The sequence below is a fragment of the Hymenobacter ruber genome (genome assembly GCF_054783255.1).
In genome coordinates this window covers 1,023,147-1,041,359 of sequence record NZ_BAAGQX010000004.1, presented here as the reverse complement: position 1 = coordinate 1,041,359, position 18,213 = coordinate 1,023,147, and the positions used below count along the sequence as shown (strand labels likewise).

Below are 18,213 nucleotides of genomic sequence, written 5' to 3'. Positions count from 1 at the left end.
CCCGGGCCTTGTCGTGATGGATGAGGGCCGGGCTTTTTTACTGACTCCCATGAGCCACCGTTACGCGGCAGTTTTCCTGATTTGCGGCCTGCTGGGGGCCGGTCCATCGGCGGCACCTCTGGCCGCCCCGCAGGTGCAGGCCGAGCGCCTGGGGCGGGGCGTAGTGGCCGTGGCGCAGCCCGATGGCAAGGTCTTCATCAGTTGGCGCTTGCTGGCAAATGATGCGCCCGGCGTGGCCTTTGATGTCTTCCGGCAAACCGGCTCCATGGCGGTCAAGTTGAACAAGCAGCCGCTCACGGCCGGCACCAACTGGCTCGATGAATCTGCTCCAAAGGGGCAGTCGGCTAACTATTCGGTGCGAGTGGCTGGAGATACTAAAGCCGCTACTGACGCCTCGGCCACCGCCAAAACGTGGGCCGACGGTTACCTGCGCCTGCCGCTCCAGCCGCCGCCCGGCGGCACGGTGAGCAGCGGCTCCGAAACCAGCCCGTACACCTATACCGCCAACGATGCCAGCGCCGCCGACCTCGACGGCGACGGCCAGTACGAAATCGTGCTAAAATGGGAGCCCACCAACGCCCGCGACAACGGCTCAAACGGCCTCACCGGGCCGGTCATTCTGGATGCGTATAAGCTGGATGGCACCCGCCTGTGGCGCATCAACCTGGGCCGGAACATTCGAGCCGGCGCCCACTACACGCAGTTTATGGCGTATGATTTGGACGGCGACGGCCGGGCCGAAATCGCCTGCAAAACCGCCGACGGCACCGTGGACGGCGCAGGCAAAACCCTTGGCGATGGCAGCAAAGACTACCGCTCCCTCACCGTGCCCAGTGATGGCGTAAGCGTGCCCACGGCCCGCGACGCGAAGTATGGCCGCATCCTGGCCGGGCCGGAGTATTTCACGGTATTTGATGGGCGGACGGGCGCGGCGCTGGCCTCCGTGCCCTACCTGCCGGCGCGGGGCGAACTGGGCGGCTGGGGCGGCATCGGCGGCAATGGCGGCAACGACCAGTACGGCAACCGCGTCGACCGTTTTCTGGCCTGCGTGGCCTACCTCGATGGTGCCAAACTCAGCGTGGTGATGTGCCGCGGCTACTACGGCCGCACCGTGCTGGCCGCCTGGGACTGGCGCGGCGGCCAGCTCACTTCGCGCTGGGTGTTCGACTCGAAAGACGCTCAAAACCCCTTCTCCGGCATGGGCAACCACGGCCTGAGCGTGAACGACGTGGACGGCGATGGCCACGACGAAATCGTGTACGGCTCGATGGTGGTCGACGACAACGGCACGGGCCTGTTCAGCACCGGCCTGCGCCACGGCGACGCCCTTCACGTCTCAGACTTCGACCCCGCCTTGCCTGGCCTCGAAGCCTGGGGCGTGCACGAAAACGAGGAGAAGGTGCCCGGCCACGAAAACGGCCCCGGCGCGGCCCTCTACGCCGCCGGTACCGGCCAAATCCTTTTCGCCAAACTGCCCGGCGAGGACGTGGGCCGGGGTATGGCCGCCGACATCGACCCGCGCCACCCCGGGGCCGAAATGTGGGTGAGCAACTCCGAGCTGGGCCTGCTTACCTGCAAAGGGGAGCGTATCGGCCCGTCGCCGCGCTCCGTCAATTTCGGCCTGTGGTGGGACGGCGACCTGCTGCGCGAGCTGCTAGATGATACCCGCGTGGAAAAGTGGGACTATCAGGCCGGCCAACTCGCTACTTTATTGCAGGGCAAGGATTTTGGAGCGCGCTCCTGCAACGGCACCAAAGCCACGTCCTGCCTCAGCGCCGACCTCTTGGGCGACTGGCGCGAGGAAGTGGTGTGGCGCACCGCCGACAATTCGGCCCTGCTCATTTTCAGCACTCCCATCCCCACCACGCACCGCCTCGTCACGCTGATGCAGGACCGCGCCTACCGCCTCGGCGTGGCCCGCGAAAACGTGGGCTACAACCAGCCCCCGCACCCCGGTTTCTTTCTGGGCGAGGGGATGAAATAGGCCGGACGCGCGCGGTGTGCCATGCTTAAGGGGGTAAACAGAGCCGGACGCCGGCCTCCGGCCTACTCCAACCTTCATGCCCCAACGAATTCCGGCGTGCAGGTAGGTGCAGGATACGGCCGCCCGCATTCCGTCCAACATTTGGCTATCGAATACTGCGCTGCTCCTTCTCCCCCAAACCCGCCCGTGAAAAAGCCCCTGCTCCTACGGCATCTGCTGGCCGCTGCTGCCCTGCTGCTGCTGGCATGCGCCTTCGGCCGGCCCAGCGCGCCGCCCACGCTCTACCTCATCGGCGACTCCACGGTGAACAACCCGAACCCGCCCCAGGCAGGCTGGGGCAACGTAATCGCGGCCTACTTCGACACCACCCGCATCAAGGTGCGCAACAACGCCAAGGCCGGCCGCAGCACCCGCACCTTCATTAGCGAAGGCCGCTGGGAAACCACCATCGATGCCATCCGGCCCGGTGATTTTCTCATCATGCAATTCGGGCACAACGAAGGCAGCCCGCCCGACACCACCAAGGCCGGCCGGCGCGGCGTGCTGCGTGGCACCGGCGAAGAAACCAAAAGCCTCGTGTGGCCCGACGGCCACTCCGAAACCGTGAACACCTACGGCTGGTACCTGCGCAAATTCATCCGCGAAGCCCGGGCCAAAGGGGCCACGCCGGTAGTCTGCTCCATGATTCCGCGCAACGAGTGGAAGGACGGCAAGGTCATCCGGGCCAGCAATGATTTTGGCAAGTGGGCCCAGGAAGTAGCGCAGCAGGAAGGCGTGGCCTTCATCAATCTCAACGAAATAACCGCTTTGAAATACGACCAGCTGGGGCCGGTGGAAGTGAAGAAATTCTTCCCCGGCGACCACACCCACACCAACGAAGCCGGTGCCATCATCAACGCCGAATCGGTGGTCGACGGCATCAAAGCCAACAAAAAGCTGGCGCTGCACAAGTACCTGAAGAAATAAATTGCCTGTCATCCTGAGCGCAGCGAAGGACCTTATCACCGAAGAACGACTTGCAGTATTTCAACGGCTACGAACGTGATAGGGTCCTTCGCTGCGCTCAGGATGACAAACGATTAAAGCAAATTGCCCTCTGATGAAACCCACCCGCCCCAACCTGCCTCTACGCGCCAGCCTGGGCTACGGCCTGCTGCTGGTGGCCCTGCTGCTGGCCGGCTTCACGCACCCGCTCGCCAAGCACAAGCCTACGCTCTTTCTCATCGGCGACTCCACCGTAAAAAACGGCAAGGGCAAGGGCGACGGCGGCCTCTGGGGCTGGGGCAGCTATTTGGCCGCGCACTTCGACACCACCCGCATCCGCGTGGAGAATGATGCGCTGGGCGGCACCAGCAGCCGCACCTTCCAGACCAAAGGCCTGTGGGAAGCCGTGCGCGCCAAAATCCAGCCCGGCGACTTCGTCATCATGCAGTTTGGCCACAACGACGACGGCCCACTGGCCGACACCGCCCGCGCCCGCGGCACCATCAAAAGCAACGGCGACGAAAGCCAGGCGGTCTACAACCCCCTCACCAAACAGCAGGAAGTGGTGCATAGCTACGGCTGGTATTTGCGGAAAGTAATAAGCGAAACCAAGGCCAAAGGCGCTACCCCGGTGGTGTGCTCCCTCATCCCCCGCAACGTATGGAAAGATGGCAAGGTGAACCGCGCCACCGACACCTACACCAAATGGGCCACCGAAGCCGCCAAGCAAGGCGGCGCCTATTTCATTGATTTGAACCGGCTGGTGGCCGATAAATACGACCGCGAAGGCGAAGCCAAAGTGGGCGCCGTGTACTTCACATCGAAAGACCACACCCACACCATCGAGGCGGGAGCTGTTCTGAATGCAGCTACCGTAGCGGAAGGCATCAGGGCCACAAAGGGGCTGGCGTTGAGCAAGTATCTGAAGAAGTAGCGCGGACTTTGTAGTCCGCGAGTACAGTGACTCCACACACTCATTGATTCGCGGACTACAAAGTCCGCGCTACTGCCCTTCCGCCGTATGAAAAAACTCACCGCCGTGGCCCTGCTACTAAGCTGCTTCGGCAGCTTAAGCAGCCGCGCCCAAACGCCTGCCCCTCGGCCCGCGCCACTGCCGGTCACGGTCATCATTCCGGCCTCGGATTTTATTCAGGAGCTTCCCAAAGGCGTCATTATTGCCGATGCCAACGGCCTGCACGCGCCCTGGATTTACAATAACACCGCGCTGGTCCTGAAGTCAAAAACCAACATGCAGGTGCGCGTGCCGGTGCCGGAAGCGGGCACGTACACGCTGTACGTGCGCAGCCAGGGCGAGAAAAACACCAGCTTCAAAGTGGCCATCAACGACCAGGTAACGGCCGTCACCTTTGGCCGCGGCCCGCTGAGCTGGCAGGCCGGTGGCACGTTTGAGTTGCCCGCCGGAATGGCTTACGTGAAGCTCACCCGCATCGAAATGGGCGCGGCGGTGGACGTGCTGGTGCTGAGCAAAAACGCCAATCTGAAAGAAGAAGACGTGCGGCCCTACCAACTGCCGGACGACGTGGCGCTGCTAAAGCAATACCCCATTCCACAATCCAACGCCGTAAAATTCGGCGACGTAGACGGCGACGGCAAAACCGACTTTATGGTGCTGGAGCCCGACTTTTCGGCCCACGTTTTCGATAATTCCGGCAAGGAGCTGTGGGCCTATAAAGCGCCCGCCGAGTACGTGAAGGAGCGGTCAGAATTTGAAGCGCCCGGCGTGCTCTGGGATTTTGACCACAACGGCAAAGCTGAAGTGGTGCACTGGCGCTACCTCGAGGGCCAGGAATGGCTGGTGGTGGCCGACGGCCGCACCGGCAAAATCCTGCGCAAAACCGCCTGGCCCACCCAGCCGCTGCCGCACGTTTACAACAACTTCCGGCTGGCCATCGCGCACCTGCACCCCGGCCCGGCCAACGACCTGGTGGCCTACACCGACATGGGCGGCACCCAGAACGTGACCGCCTACTCGGCCGACCTGAAACAGCTCTGGCAGCACACCGAGCACCGCAAAAAAGACAACCTCGGCCACTACATCTACCCCGTCGACCTCAACGCCGACGGCCTCGACGAAGTCCTTGTTGGCTCGCTGCTGCTCGATACGCGCGGAAAGGAAATCTGGAACCGCTTCGACCTGCTGCCCGACAACCACGACCACGCCGACAGCTACAAGTTCATCGACATGAACGGCGACGGCAAGCTCGACATCGCCACCGCCAACAGCGAAACCGGCGTATTCATCTACGAAGCCCTGACCGGCAAAATCATCTGGCAAAACACCGCCGAGCACAGCCAGCAGCTGGCGGTGGGCAATTTTCTGAAAGGCGTTTCCGGCCCGCAGGTCGTCATCGGGGGGCGCACCTACGGCACCAAGGGCACCGACGAGCCGGGCCTCTCCAGCCAGCTCTACTGGTTCGACAACGCGGGCAACCTGGTAAAAAAATGGCCCGGCAACCCCATCAACGGCAACCCCGATTTCGTGCGCGGCAACTGGCGCGGCGACGGTGCCACCTGGCTGTTCTGGCACAAATTCCACCTGAACGATGCCGGCACCGGCGAGCTATATTTCCCGGATATGGTCTTCCACATGTTCGATTTCACGGGTCAAGGGGCCGAGGAAGTCATCACGCTGAGCCAGGGCCGGCTAAGCATTTTCGGCAGCCGTAGCGCCACCCACAGCGGTAAGGACTCGAAGAAGGACCTGGAATATCTGCGGAATTCTGTGGTCAACCACACACATTACTAGAGCCGCCCGAACGGTGTAGAGTCGCGACACCTCGCGTCTCCGGGCTAAACGCTACGCCACAACTACATCAGCACCGAGGAGACGCGAAGCGTCGCGTCGCTACACCGCCATGAAATACCTCTGCATCCTGCTCCTAACGTTGCTGCTGGTCCACCCCACCCACGCCCAGACGCCCGCCACCCAGCGCCAAATCCAGTACCTCTCTGGCCGCGACAACCACCCCACCGTGAAGTGGGACTTCTACTGCACCGGCGGGCGCAAAAGCGGCTACTGGACCACCATTGCCGTGCCTTCGTGCTGGGAGCAGCAGGGTTTTGGCCTCTACAACTACGGCCGCGACTACAAAACCTACGGCAAAAACTTCCGCTTCGCCGATGAGCAGGGGCTCTACAAGCACAGCTTCACGGTGCCGGCCGCGTGGCGCGGACGGCGTGTCGAAATCGTGTTCGAAGGCTCGATGACGGACACCGAAGTGAAGGTGAACGGGCAGGTAGCCGGGGCTATTCACCAGGGCGCGTTCTATCGGTTTAAATATGACATCACCGACAAGCTAAAATTTGGCGAGGCCAATTTGCTGGAAGTGAAAGTGAGCAAGATGTCGGCCGAGCCCAGTGTAAACAACGCCGAGCGGCTGGCCGACTACTGGGTTTTTGGCGGGATTTTCCGGCCGGTGTACCTGCAATCCTACCCAGAGCAATACGCCGATAACGTGGCCATTGACGCCCGCGCCAACGGCAGCTTCACGCTCCGCGCCAACGTGCACAATGTGAAGCAGGCCACCCAGCTGCAAGCAGAAATCCTCGACCAAGCCGGCCAAACCGTGGGCACCGCCAGCGCCACGATAGCAGCCGGCGATACCGTGGCCCGCCTCAGCACCACCATCAAAAACCCGCGCCAGTGGACGGCCGAAACGCCCAACCTCTACCGCGCCCGCCTCACGCTGCGTACCGGCTCCGAAACCCAGTACCAGACCACCGAAGCCTTCGGCTTTCGCACCATTGAAGTGCGGCGCGGCAAGGGCATTTACGTGAACGGCACGCAGGTAAAAATGAAGGGCACCAACCGCCACAGTTGGTGGCCCGAAACCGGCCGCACCCTCAACGACAGCATCCAGCTACAGGACGTGAAGCTGCTGAAAGAGATGAACATGAACGCCGTGCGCATGTCGCACTACCCGCCCGATGCCGAGTTTCTGCACCTCTGCGACTCGCTGGGGCTGTATGTGCTGGATGAACTGGCCGGCTGGCAGAAATTCTACAGTACCAAAGCCGGCACGCCCCTCGCGCGCTCGATGGTGGAGAAAGACCAGAACCACCCCAGCATCATTTTCTGGGACAACGGCAACGAGGGCGGCACCAATAAGGAACTGGACGCCGTGTTCTACCAATACGACCTCACGAAACGCCCCGTTATTCACCCCCACCACCGGCCCGGCAACGCCTACAGCGGCATCGACTGCAACCATTACGAGGACTACTACAGCACCCAGAAAATCCTCGCCGATTCGCTCATCTACATGCCCACCGAATTCCTGCACAGCCAGGACGATGGCGGCGGCGGCGCCGGCCTGGCCGATATGTGGGAGCTGCACTGGAAGGCCCAACGCTCAGGCGGCGGCTTCCTCTGGGCCATGGTCGACGAAGGCATCGTCCGCACCGACCAGCACAACATCATCGACGTGAACGGCGTGAACGCGCCCGATGGCCTCCTGGGCCCGCACCGCGAAAAGGAAGGCAGCTTCTTCGCTATCCGCGAGATTTTCTCGCCCATTCACATTACCCTGAAAGAGCTGCCGGCCAAATTTGACAGCAAGGTAGAAATCGAAAACCGCTACCATTTCACCAACCTCAGCCAGTGCTTTTTCCAGTGGGAGCTGGTGAATTTCCGCAAGCCCAGCGACCCGTTTGCGGGCAGCCTGCCCGGCAAGAAAAGCCGCATCAAAAGCCCTAATCTGGCCCCGCTCGCCACCGGCAAGCTGAATCTGGAATTGCCCAAAGACTGGAAAAACTACGATGCAATTGTCCTCTCCGCCTTCGACCCGGCCAGAAACCTGGTGTACAAATGGACTTGGAAAACCGGCGGCAACGCCAAGCTGCTTGATGGCGTGCTGGCCGTGCAAGCCAAGGACAAGCTGGCCGTGCAGGTGGCCGAAACCGACTCCACGCTCAGCCTCACGGCCAGCAACATTTCGGTCACCTTCAACAAAACCAACGGCCACCTCAGCGGCGTGAAGGGCAACAACGGCGACAAGCTCAGCTTCACCAACGGCCCCGTGCTGGTGGCCGGCACCGCCACCTTCACCGGCCTCACGCACCGCACCGAGCCCGACGGCGAAGTGGTGGAGGCCAACTACACCGGCGACCTCAAAACCGTGCGCTGGAAAATGCACGCCACCGGCTGGCTGCAGCTGGATTACGAATACGCCCTCACCGGCGATTTCCCCTTCACCGGTCTCAGTTTCAGCTACCCCGAGAACTTCGTGATTGGCGCTAAATGGCTGGGGCAGGGTCCGTACCGCGCCTGGAAAAATCGTCTGGCCGGCACCACACTCAACGTGTGGGAGAATGCGAATAACAACACCCAAACAGCCGCCGCACCCTGGATTTACCCCGAGTTCAAAGGCTACTTCGCCGACATCGCCTGGATGGAATTCAACACCGTGGAAGGCGCCTTCCTCGTCGCCAGTCCCGATAAAAACCTGTTCGTGCGGCGCTTCAATTTCTACGGCCTGAGCGGTGTCAAACCCCAGCCCGGCCTGCCGGTTGGCGACATTTCCTTCCTCGACGGCATCCCGCCCATCGGCACCAAGCTCGGCCTCAACATCGACCAGCACCCCGAGCGCCTCGGCCCAAATAGCGAGCCGAACCACCTCACGGGCGCACCCACCAAACGCACCCTCTACTTCTACTTCGGCCTGCCGCCGACGGACAGCAAGCCCCAGCCCTACATCGCGCCGGCCAAGGATGATTTGTTTTAAAGCTACTGACTGCCACCAATATACGAAGGGCGCGAATGTTATTTAAGCGAGTCTCTCCGTAATTGATGGCAGTCAGCAGCTAAAACAAACTAGCCGTTCATCGAAGCAAACGCCTCGGCCGGCGAAGCCCGCTGAAACTCGTAGAACTGAGCCGTCTGGCCCACGCGGATTTCGTCGTCGTCGTTTTCCAGGCCGGCCAGTAGCTCATCGGCTACCTGCTGCGGCAGGATGCCGTTGGCGCCCCCTATTTCGGCCGAAAACTCGGTATCGACCAGCGGCGGCATCAGCTCGAACACGCGGATGTTGGTAGCCTTCGCCAGCGTGTGGCGCAGCGCCTGCGTGTAAGAGTGCACGGCAGCCTTGCTGGCCGAATACGTGGGCACGGCCGCACTTGGCGCGAAGGCCACGATGGACGACACGTTGACCACGGCCGCTTCGGGCTGCTGGCTCAGCACGGGCAGCAGTAGCTCGGTCAGGCGTATCATGGCCAGGTAGTTGGTCGCCATTTCGGCTTCCGCTTTGGAAAACGCGTTCGAGCCCGTAGTCAGCTGATAAGCCGAAGCTTGGCCGGCGTTATTGATGAGCACGCCCAGGTCGCCAAATTCGGCTTGCACCTGCTGCACCAGCCGGGTCACATCGGCCCCGTTGGTGATGTCGCAGGCAACGGTGGCCACGCCGGGCACCTGTGCGGCGGCCTGCCGCAGTTTCGCCTCGTTGCGCCCCACAATGACGACGCGGCTGCCTTTTTCGCTCAGGGTTTTGGCAATGGCCAGGCCGATGCCGGAGCCGCCGCCCGTGATGAGCACGGTTTTATTGGAGATGTTCATGTTGGTTGGATTGGAAAAATGAGGGGAGAAATGGAAAAAACAGGCTTTGGATAAAAGGCACGGGCATCAGTGGTCCGACAAGCTCACCTGCACCGGCCCGCTGCCGGCCTTGTGCTTCAGCACCAGCAGCAGCAGCGGCATGGCCGCCAGAAAAAAGCAGCCCACCAGCAGAAAAGCATCGTTGTAGCTCATGATGCCCGCCTGCTGATTCACGGTCGCATCCAGTAGCGCATAGGCGCGGCGCTGGGCCTCCAGCACCGGCTGGCCGAGGCGCACGGCCACCAGCTGCGCCCCGGCGGCCAGGCGTTCAGCCACGTTCAGGTCGCCGGCCGTGAGATGGGCTACCAGCGCCTGCCGGTGCACCGCGAACTGCGTGGCCAGAAAGGTGTTGACAATGGCAATGCCGAAGGAGCCGCCCAGCTGGCGCATCATGTTGTTGAGGGCCGCGCCCTGGGCAATGTCTTTCAGCGGCAGGCCCGATACCGCCAGCGCGGTGAGCGGCACCGTGAGCAGCGCCAGCCCCGCCCCGCGGAATATCAGGGGCAGGTAAAAATCGCCCTTGCCGGCCGTGCCATTGAGCAGCGCCATGCGCCAGCTAAAAGCAAAAAACAGCAAAAACCCCAACGAAACCACCACCGGAATGGGCACGCCGCCCTGTAGCGCCCGCGCCGTCAGTATCAGGCAGAAAATGGCCAGCACCGCGCCCGGCAGCAGCAGCAAGCCGGTATCGAGGACCGGAAAATGCAACAGACGCTGGGCAAATACCGGCGTGAGGTACACCGACGTGAACAAGCCCGCACCCGTCACAAACGTGAGCACGGCCGCCACCGCCAGCGTCCGGCTCCTGAGCACCCGCAGGTTCACGATGGGAAATTCCGTGGTCAATTCCCACCAGATGAAGGCCCCGATGCCCACCGCCGCCGCCACGCTCAACTGGATGATGTAAGCCGTTTGAAACCAGTCTTCTTCCTGCCCACGCTCCAGCACCACCTGCAGCGCACCCACGCCCACAATCAGCAAAAACAGCCCCACCCAGTCCATGCGCAGCGTGTTGCGTGCCACCTGCACGGCTGGCTCCTTCACCAGGAAAAACGACGCAATGGTGACCACAATGCCGATGGGCACATTCACCAGAAATATCCAGTGCCAGGTGCTCACGTCCAGAATGTAGCCGCCCAAAGTCGGCCCAATGGTAGGCCCGGTAAATACGCCAATGCCAAACAGCGCACTCGCCACCCCGCGCCTGGCCGGCGGAAACGCTTCAAACACAATAGTCTGCGACGTAGACAGCAGCGCCCCGCCGCCCAGCCCCTGCACGAAGCGGAAGGCCACCAGCGTCCAGATATTGCCCGCCGTGCCGCACAGCACCGAGGCCACCGTAAACAGGATAATCGACCCGATAAAGTAGCGCCGCCGCCCAAAACGAGCAGCTAAGAAGCTGGTAATCGGGATAATAATGATGTTGGCAATGGCGTAAGACGTGATAACCCACGAAGTATCGGCCAGCGTCGCGCCCAGGTTGCCGCTCATGTGCGAGAGCGCCACGTTCACAATGCTGGTGTCAATCAGCTCCATCACAGCAGCGGCAATGACCGTGCTGCACAGCAGGAAAAGGCGGAGTGGGCTCATCAGAAACAGGATTATATACCAATCGGTATAATTTTGAGCAAAAAAATATCAGGCTACCAGCTCAGTTTCAATCAAGTGCTCGATGTGGTCGAGGCTGGTGAAGAGGGCCGCGGAGCTGCCCGTGGCTTTCGAAACCAGAATGCCGCCCTCAGTGAGGGTGATGAACAGGTTGGCGTAGCGGCTGGCCTCGGCCGTGGGCTTGATTTCGCCGGTTTGCTGGCCTTTCTCGATGAGGCGCACGAGGTTGCGGTGCCATTTGGCGAGGCTGTCCTGCACGCGCTGGAGCAGGGCAGTGGGCGGCGCGTCGTCGCATTCCACGGCGGCGTTGAGGATGGGGCAGCCGCCGTTTTGCTTGAGTTGTGGGTAGCGCTGGCGGTAGAAGCGCGGCATGGCCAGCAGCTGCTCGCGCACGGGGGCGCTGCTATTGGTGCCGGCGCGCAGGCCCTCCAGCACCAGCCCGAGGTTGTGGTCGAAGGCAGCCAGGGCCACTTCTTCCTTGTTCTCGAAGTTGCCGTAAATGGCCCCCTTGGTGAGGCCAGTGGCGGCCGTGAGGTCATTCAGGGACGTGCCGGCGTAGCCCTGCTTGTTGAAAACAGGGGCCGTTTGCTCGATGATGAACTGGCGGGTGCGCTCGGCTTTGGACATGATGACGGTGCAAATATACCGTTTGGTATTAAAACTGAATGGTCGTCAGAAAAGTTTTGTAGAGACGCAATATTTTGCGTCTCGTCGTTGCACGGTTAACGTTTAAACAACGCCCGAACGATACTAACGACGAGACGCAAATATGCGTCTCTACACCGCCAGGCGTTATTTGGCAGGCTTCAGCAGTTGCACATAGGTGGGCTTGTCCCGGTCACAGGTCAGCTTGCCGTTGTTGAATTCCAGCTCGGCAACCTGGATTACGCTGCGTTTGGCGGCGATTGAATTGGCTGGGGCGGGGTTGGCTTTGTTGCGGCCGGGGTGGGTGAAGTAGAACACGTAGGCGCGGCCGGCGCTCACCACCACGTCGCAGTGGCCGCCAATGGCCTGGTCGTCGCGGCCCTGGCCGGGCAGTTCGAGCATGCGCTCGGACTGGGGTTGCCAGTGCAGTAGGTCATCGGAATGATAGACGGCCATGCCTTTCCACTGGTCAATTATCATCCAGTACTGTTCGTGCCAGCGGAATACTTTGGGGCCTTCGCCGCGCTCGTTCAGGGCCTGGCCGTGGTCGGTCCAGTGGCGCAGGTCGGGGCTGTCGGCATAGTAGATGGATTTGTGGTCCCGCTCGTTGTTGTACCACAGTCGCCAGGTGCCGTCGGGCAGCTTGAACACGCTGGCGTCGATGACTTTATCGGTGATGAGCGGCAGGGTCTGGACGTATTGCCAGTTTTGTAAATCGGTGCTGGTGAGCTGGATGATGACGCGTGGGTGGTTCCAGTCGGTGAAGGTGCCGGGCACGTAGGTCAGGAACATGTGGTAGCGGCCTTTGTCCTCTACAATGTCGGGGGCCCAGTGGGTGTAACCGCGGTCGGGGCGGTAGTTGATGTTAGCAGTATCGCGGTAGGTCCAGGTGGTGCCGCCGTCGCCCGATTCGGCGATGCCGATGCGGGTGCCGTGCACCCAGGTGACGCCGTGGGCAGTGGTATCGGTGGCGCGGCGGTTGGTGTAGAACATCCACCACTTTTTCGCCTGCTTGTTCCAGATAATTACGGGGTCGGCCGCGCCGTCGTAAATGGGGTCGCGGAATAGGGGTTTGGGTGCGGGTTTTGCGGCCGATTTTGTCGCAGGTTTTTGCGCAGCGACGGGGCTGGGGGCCACCATTGCCAGCACAATTCCCAACAGGCTCAAAGCCAGGCCAGACCAGATTTTAGGCATCGGATTTAGCTGTTTCTATTGTTGCTCCAGCCGCTTCAGCTCTTGGGCCGAGACACGAAAAATGGTGCCGTGGCGCAGGCCCGCCGGCAGCTTTATTTGGTCAGAAACATCGGTCCAGTGCGTCAAATCGGTAGATTTTATGGCTCCGTACTTGTGCTCGCGGTACTTATCGAAATACACCAGCCACTCCGCGCCCAGCTTGATGGCCGTTGGGCCTTCGGCCCAGTAATTCCCAGTGATGGGCGCCGAGGCCGGACCGTAGGGGCCGGCCAGCTTATCGGCAAAAGCCACACGCAGGTTCTTCTGCACGGGCTCGCGGGTTTCGTCCTTCAGGAACATGACGTAGCGCTGGCCAACGGACTGAATGCTGGCGTCGATGACGTTGAAGCCGGGCTCATAGAGGAGTTTGGTGGGCGTGAAGGCCTGGAAATCCTTCGTGCTGGTGGCGTAGATGCGGTGGTTGTAGCCCTTTTCCTCCGGGCTCTGGGTTTCCGGGAATTTGCCCGTGACGGTGCTGGCCCAGTAGATGAGGTAGGTTTTGGTGACGGGGTCGTAGCTGATTTCCGGGGCCCAGGTGTTGCGGGTGCCGGGCTCCTGGGCCATCACGGGCAGAAAGCGTTGCTCGCTCCAATGAATGAGGTCTTTGGAAGTGGCGTAGCCGATTCCTTTGTCCTGCCAGCTCACCGTCCAGACCATGTGGAACAGACCGTCGGCGCCGCGCAGGATGCAGGGGTCGCGCATCAGCCGGTCCTGGCTCACGGTGGGGCGCAGGAAAGTGCTGTCGTGTTTCAGCGCGGTCCAGGTGTAGCCATCGCGGCTGCTGGCGAGGTGCAGGCCGTCCTGGCCGTTGTTTTTGAAGTAGCAGAAGATGAGGGCTTCGTTTTTAGGGAGCGCCGTTTGGGCGCGGGCGGGGCCGGCCAGAATTCCGACGAAGGCGAGGAAGGCGGTAATTTTCATCGTCAAACTGCTTAGTAGCTTATATCAGCACTGCCCATTACCGAATAAGCCGGCTTGGCCCCGCTGGGCGATTTTACCTCCGTAAAGCTGACCCGCTCGGCGTCATTGATGACGACTTTCGCATTTTCAGGCAGCCGGATGTTGCTGAACGTGACGTTGCGCAGCCGGTGGGCGGGGTCTTTGAAGCCGTTGATGTTGATGGCGGGCTCAGCGACGGAGGCTTCGGACAGGTCAATGTTCTGGAAGCTGAAATTTTCGAACGTGGGCACTTCCGGGGCGGGGGCGCCGTCGTTATTGTAATTGACGGCCGAGAAGATGGTGATTTGGCGCAGCTGGCACTCCCTGACGGTGACGTTGCGGACGTAGCCGCCCCGGTCTTTGGTGCCCTTTATTTGCATGCCGTGTAGCAGAGGGCCGGCTTTGCAGTCCTGCACCAGCACCTCGCTCACGCCGCCCGACATCTCGCTGCCGATGGAAATGCCGTGCCCGCGCAGGAAATCGCAATCGGTAATCCGCACGTTGCGGGTGGGCTTGCCAATGGTGAAGCCTTCGGGGTTTTTGCCCGATTTGATGGCGATGCAGTCGTCGCCAGTATCGAAGGTGCAGTTGAAAATGTAGGAATCGGTGGATGAATCGGGGTCGATGCCGTCGCCGTTGTGGATGCCTTTGGTGACGATGGCTAGGTCGTGGCAGCTGATGTTGTGGCTGTAGATGTAGTGGATGGTCCAGCAGGGCGGTTCCGTCACGGTGAGGTGCGAAATGCTCACGTTCTCAGCGCTCAACAGGCAGATGAGGCGGCCCCGGCTGCGCAAGCCGTGGGCTTTGGTCATGGCGTCGCCCAGCCGCCGCCCGCCGCCGGAGATAGTGCCGCCGCCCGTGATGCGCACGTTACTAACGGTGTAGCCGTTGCGATTGAGCGTGCCGGCATTGAGCAGGCTGGCATAGGTGCTCAGTTCCCAGCCTTCGAAACGGTTCAGAATCATCGGCAGGTAGTCGTCGGGCGCTGCCGAGCCTTTCAGCACGCCTTCAATTCGCAGCGTCATGTTGCTCTTCAAAAAAAGCGCGCCGGACACGAACGTGCCCTTCGGAATATAGACCGTGCCGCCCGCCGCGCAGGCAGTTATTGCCGCCTGGATGGCTTTGGTGTTGATGACGGCGGTGTCGCTTTTCGCACCGTAATCGAGCACGTTGTACACCTTGCCTTTGGCAGCGGTTTTGAAGGTAAGCGTGCTGAATTCCTGGGCCGGCTGGCCGTTGGCGGGTTTCACGCTCAGCCGGATGGTGTATTGCGTGGCGGGTGCCAGTTGGCCAATTGTGTAATTGGTTTTGCCGGTCGAAGCCAGGGCTTTGCCATTCAACGCCAGCTCGTAAGCTGCCATTTCTTTCCCTGATTCCTTGTCCCAAAGGAGCGTAACGGAATTCTCGGTGAGGGTGCCCGGCGCAATCAGGAGGTGGCGTTTATCAGCCGGCGCTGCCGTAGCGCGGGCCACAACAGTCACGCAGATACTCAGCCAGAACAGGCGGCGAATTGCGTTTAGGGAAGCTCTATTTACCATTGAGGGAAATGGGTGCGTTTGATTTGTAGCAACAGTCAGGGTTCCGATTGCGCGGCTAATTCCCGTCCGGCTTGGTCACGGCGCTGCGGGGGCTATCCATCCAGACCCAGTTCGCCAGCGCGTCCGGCCTGGACGGGTCGAACGGCGGCGTGTCGTTTTTCAGGAATTTCACCAGGCCCAGCTTGTTGGCTTTGATGCCTTCGACCACGCACTTGGTCAGTTCGTAAGCGCCGTAGGGATTGAAATGGGTGTTGTCGGCCAGCGGCTCGGTCTGGCCGGGGTAGGTGTTGGCGGGGTAATGCACGAGGGCTTTTTTCGACTCCTCTACGCCGAGGGCTTCGTAGAGCCTGGCCGACATGGCATTCAAATCAATCAGGGCTACTTTCTCGTCGGCAGCTGCTTTTCGGGCAGCGGCGGGGAAATCGCCGAGGCTATTTTCAATCCTGCCATCGGCCCCGAAGGTGCGACGGCTGGTGGACGTGACAATGACCGGGATGCCACCCTTCCTGCGCGCTTCCTGCACGAAAAGGTGCAGCCGCTCGGTGTATGCTTTCCAGGCCCCGTCGTTTTCACCCTTGTCCTTCTGGTCGTTGTGGCCGAATTCGATGAAGAGGTAATCGCCGGGCTTCATCACGCTCAACACTTTGGTGAGGCGTTTGGAACTGAGGAAACTGCCCAGCGTGAGGCCCGATTCGGCGTGGTTGGCCACGGCCACACCGGGCCGCAGGAAGCGCGGCAGCATCTGGCCCCAGGCGGCCCAGGGCTCGTCGTCCTGGTTCACCACGGTGGAATTGCCGGCCAGAAAAATGGTGGTGGCGGTGGGCGCGGGCGTGATTTCCAGGGCAGCCAAGCAAGGGTTGGAGCCGTCGAATTCGAGGGTGAGGCGGTCGTCCCAGTCCAGCTTGTGCAACTCGCGGGGCTTGAGGCTCACGGTTTCGGTGTCGTTGATGCGGCGGCTCTTGACGTTGAGCGTGAAGGTTTGGGTGAGAAGCTGGCCGGACTTGGTGGCGGTGGTTTCGAGCAGCAGCCGGCGCGATTCAGCTTTTAGAAACGTGCTGCTGGGGCCTTTGGGGTCGCCCAGCGTTACGGTCACGTTGTAGTTGCCCTCGGGCAGCTTCACCGAGAAATAAAAGGGCTGCTTATTGGTCACAAAGTCGCTTTTCAGCGCATCCTTGCCGCCTCGGTCTACGCCCGTCACCGTTGTGCCGAAATCGAAACCGTAGCCGGTGGCATCAGAATACGCCACCGTGGGCAGCACCTGCTGGTAGCCGGCGGCCGTTTTGCCGGGGCCGAAATCAAACTTGAAAGACGTTTTAGGCGACTGTGCGGCAGCAGAAGCGGCAAGCAGCATACCGGCCGCTATGGTCAGAAGGCGAATTTTCATGGGCGGGAAGTGACGAGTAGGCTAAAAGTACCGGCGGCGGCTACCAGTGCTTACCTGCACTGTCATGGCTCCGGCAGAGTGCAGGAGAGTGCCGGCGGAAAAGCGGCCGTAGTTGCGTCACCATCTCACCCGTTTCCCACATCCCACCCTCGCTTATGCTGGCTCGTCGCACCTTTCTGACTGGTTTATTGCTGGCTCCGCTGACTCGCGCTTTGGCCGGTTTCACGGGCCGGCTCATTGATTATCCCAAAGCCGATTTCGCCAAGTTCAGCAAGCACCTGCGGCCCGTGGGCCGGGCGCTGGAGCTGCCCGATTATTATGTATGGTGCAATTCGCCCATTTATGGCCCCGATGGGAAGGTGCACGTATTCTTCTCGCGCTGGGATGCGAAGAAGGGCATGGGCGGCTGGCTCAACGGCTCCGAAATAGCCCATGCGGTAGCCGACAAGCCCACTGGCCCGTTCACCGTGCTCGAAACCGTGCTGGCTCCGCGCGGCCCCGGCCATTGGGACGCCACCACCTGCCACAACCCCAGCATTCAGTTCGTGGATGGACAGTATTGCCTGTTTTTCATGGGCAATTCCAACGGCAAGACCGATACCAAGCGCATCGGAATGGCCACCGCTCCCACCCTCAACGGCCCCTGGACGCGCCCCGATGCCCCGCTGCTGCTGCCTGGCCCCGCCGGGGCCTGGGACGACCACTGCACCACCAACCCGGCCTTCATCAAGCACCCCAACGGGCAATATTGGCTTTATTACAAGTCCTGGAACACGCGGGAATACGAGGAGGCGAAAGGCCAGGAAATTCGCGGCAACCGCAAGTACGGCCTCGCCGTGGCCGATAAGCTGGCCGGGCCCTATATAAAATTTGAAGGGAATCCGGTCATTGATTTCTCCAAGCAAGGCAACAACAAGCAATTCGAGGATGCCTTTGTGTGGCGGCAGCACGGCAAATTTTGCCTCTTGGCCCGCGACATGGGCGTGTACAGCCAGGAAGTGGGCCTCTACCTCGAATCTGCAGACGGCAAGGCCTGGACTTTTCCCAAAATCGCCTTCCTGCCCATCCGCGACTACGGCGTGCAGGAGCCGCCCGCACCACCCAAACTCAAGCGTTACGGCCGCCTCGAACGGCCACAGCTGCTGCTGCGCAACGGCAAGCCCGAGTACCTGTTCTGCGCCTCGCAGGGCGGCAAGGAGATGACGGCCTCGGCATTTATTCTGAAGGTTGGGTAGCGCGGATTTTTAGTCCGCGCCGGTTCTATCGTTCAACTCGCGGACTAAAAGTCCGC

13 protein-coding genes are annotated in these 18,213 nt (G+C 61.2%); 6 read left to right on the top strand and 7 right to left on the bottom strand.

Annotated elements, in window-relative coordinates; all coding sequences use genetic code 11:
* Positions 1–49 precede the first annotated feature (49 nt).
* The 5 genes from ACYVM5_RS15135 (at position 50) to ACYVM5_RS15115 (ending at position 8,712) form a co-directional block, all read left to right on the top strand.
* Entirely contained in the window at positions 50–1,984 is a 1,935-nt protein-coding gene (locus ACYVM5_RS15135; protein ID WP_460618951.1) for a rhamnogalacturonan lyase, read from the top strand.
* Positions 1,985–2,170: 186 nt separating this feature from the next.
* Positions 2,171–2,950 (top strand): rhamnogalacturonan acetylesterase, encoded by a 780-nt coding sequence (locus tag ACYVM5_RS15130; RefSeq protein ID WP_460618950.1) that lies wholly within the window; start codon positions 2,171–2,173, stop codon positions 2,948–2,950.
* A 133-nt stretch (positions 2,951–3,083) separates the two neighbouring features.
* Entirely contained in the window at positions 3,084–3,902 is an 819-nt protein-coding gene (locus ACYVM5_RS15125; RefSeq protein ID WP_460618949.1) for a rhamnogalacturonan acetylesterase, read from the top strand.
* An 87-nt stretch (positions 3,903–3,989) separates the two neighbouring features.
* Positions 3,990–5,735 (top strand): hypothetical protein, encoded by a 1,746-nt coding sequence (locus tag ACYVM5_RS15120; RefSeq protein WP_460618948.1) that lies wholly within the window; start codon positions 3,990–3,992, stop codon positions 5,733–5,735.
* Positions 5,736–5,844: 109 nt separating this feature from the next.
* Complete coding sequence (locus tag ACYVM5_RS15115; RefSeq protein ID WP_460618946.1) at positions 5,845–8,712, top strand: glycoside hydrolase family 2 protein; 2,868 nt, start codon at positions 5,845–5,847, stop codon at positions 8,710–8,712.
* An 89-nt stretch (positions 8,713–8,801) separates the two neighbouring features.
* Here the strand turns inward: ACYVM5_RS15115 and ACYVM5_RS15110 are convergent, their stop codons facing one another.
* The 7 genes from ACYVM5_RS15110 to ACYVM5_RS15080 all read right to left on the bottom strand — a co-directional run bounded on the left by ACYVM5_RS15110 (position 8,802) and on the right by ACYVM5_RS15080 (position 16,922).
* Entirely contained in the window at positions 8,802–9,539 is a 738-nt protein-coding gene (locus tag ACYVM5_RS15110; RefSeq protein WP_460618945.1) for an SDR family oxidoreductase, read from the bottom strand.
* A gap of 66 nt (positions 9,540–9,605) precedes the next feature.
* On the bottom strand, positions 9,606–11,168 hold the full coding sequence (locus tag ACYVM5_RS15105) for an efflux MFS transporter permease (protein WP_460618943.1): 1,563 nt from the start codon (positions 11,166–11,168) through the stop codon (positions 9,606–9,608).
* Between the two features lie 48 nt (positions 11,169–11,216).
* Positions 11,217–11,813, bottom strand: coding sequence for a TetR/AcrR family transcriptional regulator (locus tag ACYVM5_RS15100; RefSeq protein WP_460618942.1), 597 nt, complete (start codon positions 11,811–11,813; stop codon positions 11,217–11,219).
* Between the two features lie 165 nt (positions 11,814–11,978).
* A complete protein-coding gene (locus tag ACYVM5_RS15095; protein WP_460618941.1) occupies positions 11,979–13,025 on the bottom strand; it encodes a glycoside hydrolase family protein in 1,047 nt (348 codons plus the stop codon).
* A gap of 15 nt (positions 13,026–13,040) precedes the next feature.
* Positions 13,041–13,982: a glycoside hydrolase family 43 protein gene (locus tag ACYVM5_RS15090; protein WP_460618940.1), complete on the bottom strand. Its 942-nt coding sequence runs from the start codon at positions 13,980–13,982 to the stop codon at positions 13,041–13,043.
* Positions 13,983–13,993: 11 nt separating this feature from the next.
* Positions 13,994–15,538, bottom strand: coding sequence for a glycoside hydrolase family 28 protein (locus ACYVM5_RS15085; protein ID WP_460618939.1), 1,545 nt, complete (start codon positions 15,536–15,538; stop codon positions 13,994–13,996).
* A gap of 55 nt (positions 15,539–15,593) precedes the next feature.
* The gene (locus ACYVM5_RS15080) at positions 15,594–16,922 is read right to left on the bottom strand and encodes a rhamnogalacturonan acetylesterase (protein ID WP_460618938.1); all 1,329 of its coding nucleotides are present in this window, start codon (positions 16,920–16,922) and stop codon (positions 15,594–15,596) included.
* Between the two features lie 155 nt (positions 16,923–17,077).
* On the opposite strand from ACYVM5_RS15080, the gene ACYVM5_RS15075 reads away from it, so the two are divergent.
* Complete coding sequence (locus ACYVM5_RS15075) at positions 17,078–18,157, top strand: glycoside hydrolase family protein (protein ID WP_460618937.1); 1,080 nt, start codon at positions 17,078–17,080, stop codon at positions 18,155–18,157.
* Positions 18,158–18,213 lie beyond the last annotated feature (56 nt).

Excerpts from the sequence above, each read along its gene's own strand:
- ACYVM5_RS15115 (WP_460618946.1), top strand. The coding sequence starts at position 5,845 with ATGAAATACCTCTGCATCCTGCTCCTAACGTTGCTGCTGGTCCACCCC.
- ACYVM5_RS15105 (WP_460618943.1), bottom strand. The coding sequence starts at position 11,168 with ATGAGCCCACTCCGCCTTTTCCTGCTGTGCAGCACGGTCATTGCCGCT.
- ACYVM5_RS15100 (WP_460618942.1), bottom strand. The coding sequence starts at position 11,813 with ATGTCCAAAGCCGAGCGCACCCGCCAGTTCATCATCGAGCAAACGGCC.
- ACYVM5_RS15085 (WP_460618939.1), bottom strand. The coding sequence starts at position 15,538 with ATGGTAAATAGAGCTTCCCTAAACGCAATTCGCCGCCTGTTCTGGCTG.
- ACYVM5_RS15135 (WP_460618951.1), top strand. The coding sequence starts at position 50 with ATGAGCCACCGTTACGCGGCAGTTTTCCTGATTTGCGGCCTGCTGGGG.
- ACYVM5_RS15090 (WP_460618940.1), bottom strand. The coding sequence starts at position 13,982 with ATGAAAATTACCGCCTTCCTCGCCTTCGTCGGAATTCTGGCCGGCCCC.
- ACYVM5_RS15080 (WP_460618938.1), bottom strand. The coding sequence starts at position 16,922 with ATGAAAATTCGCCTTCTGACCATAGCGGCCGGTATGCTGCTTGCCGCT.
- ACYVM5_RS15075 (WP_460618937.1), top strand. The coding sequence starts at position 17,078 with ATGCTGGCTCGTCGCACCTTTCTGACTGGTTTATTGCTGGCTCCGCTG.
- ACYVM5_RS15110 (WP_460618945.1), bottom strand. The coding sequence starts at position 9,539 with ATGAACATCTCCAATAAAACCGTGCTCATCACGGGCGGCGGCTCCGGC.
- ACYVM5_RS15125 (WP_460618949.1), top strand. The coding sequence starts at position 3,084 with ATGAAACCCACCCGCCCCAACCTGCCTCTACGCGCCAGCCTGGGCTAC.
- ACYVM5_RS15095 (WP_460618941.1), bottom strand. The coding sequence starts at position 13,025 with ATGCCTAAAATCTGGTCTGGCCTGGCTTTGAGCCTGTTGGGAATTGTG.
- ACYVM5_RS15120 (WP_460618948.1), top strand. The coding sequence starts at position 3,990 with ATGAAAAAACTCACCGCCGTGGCCCTGCTACTAAGCTGCTTCGGCAGC.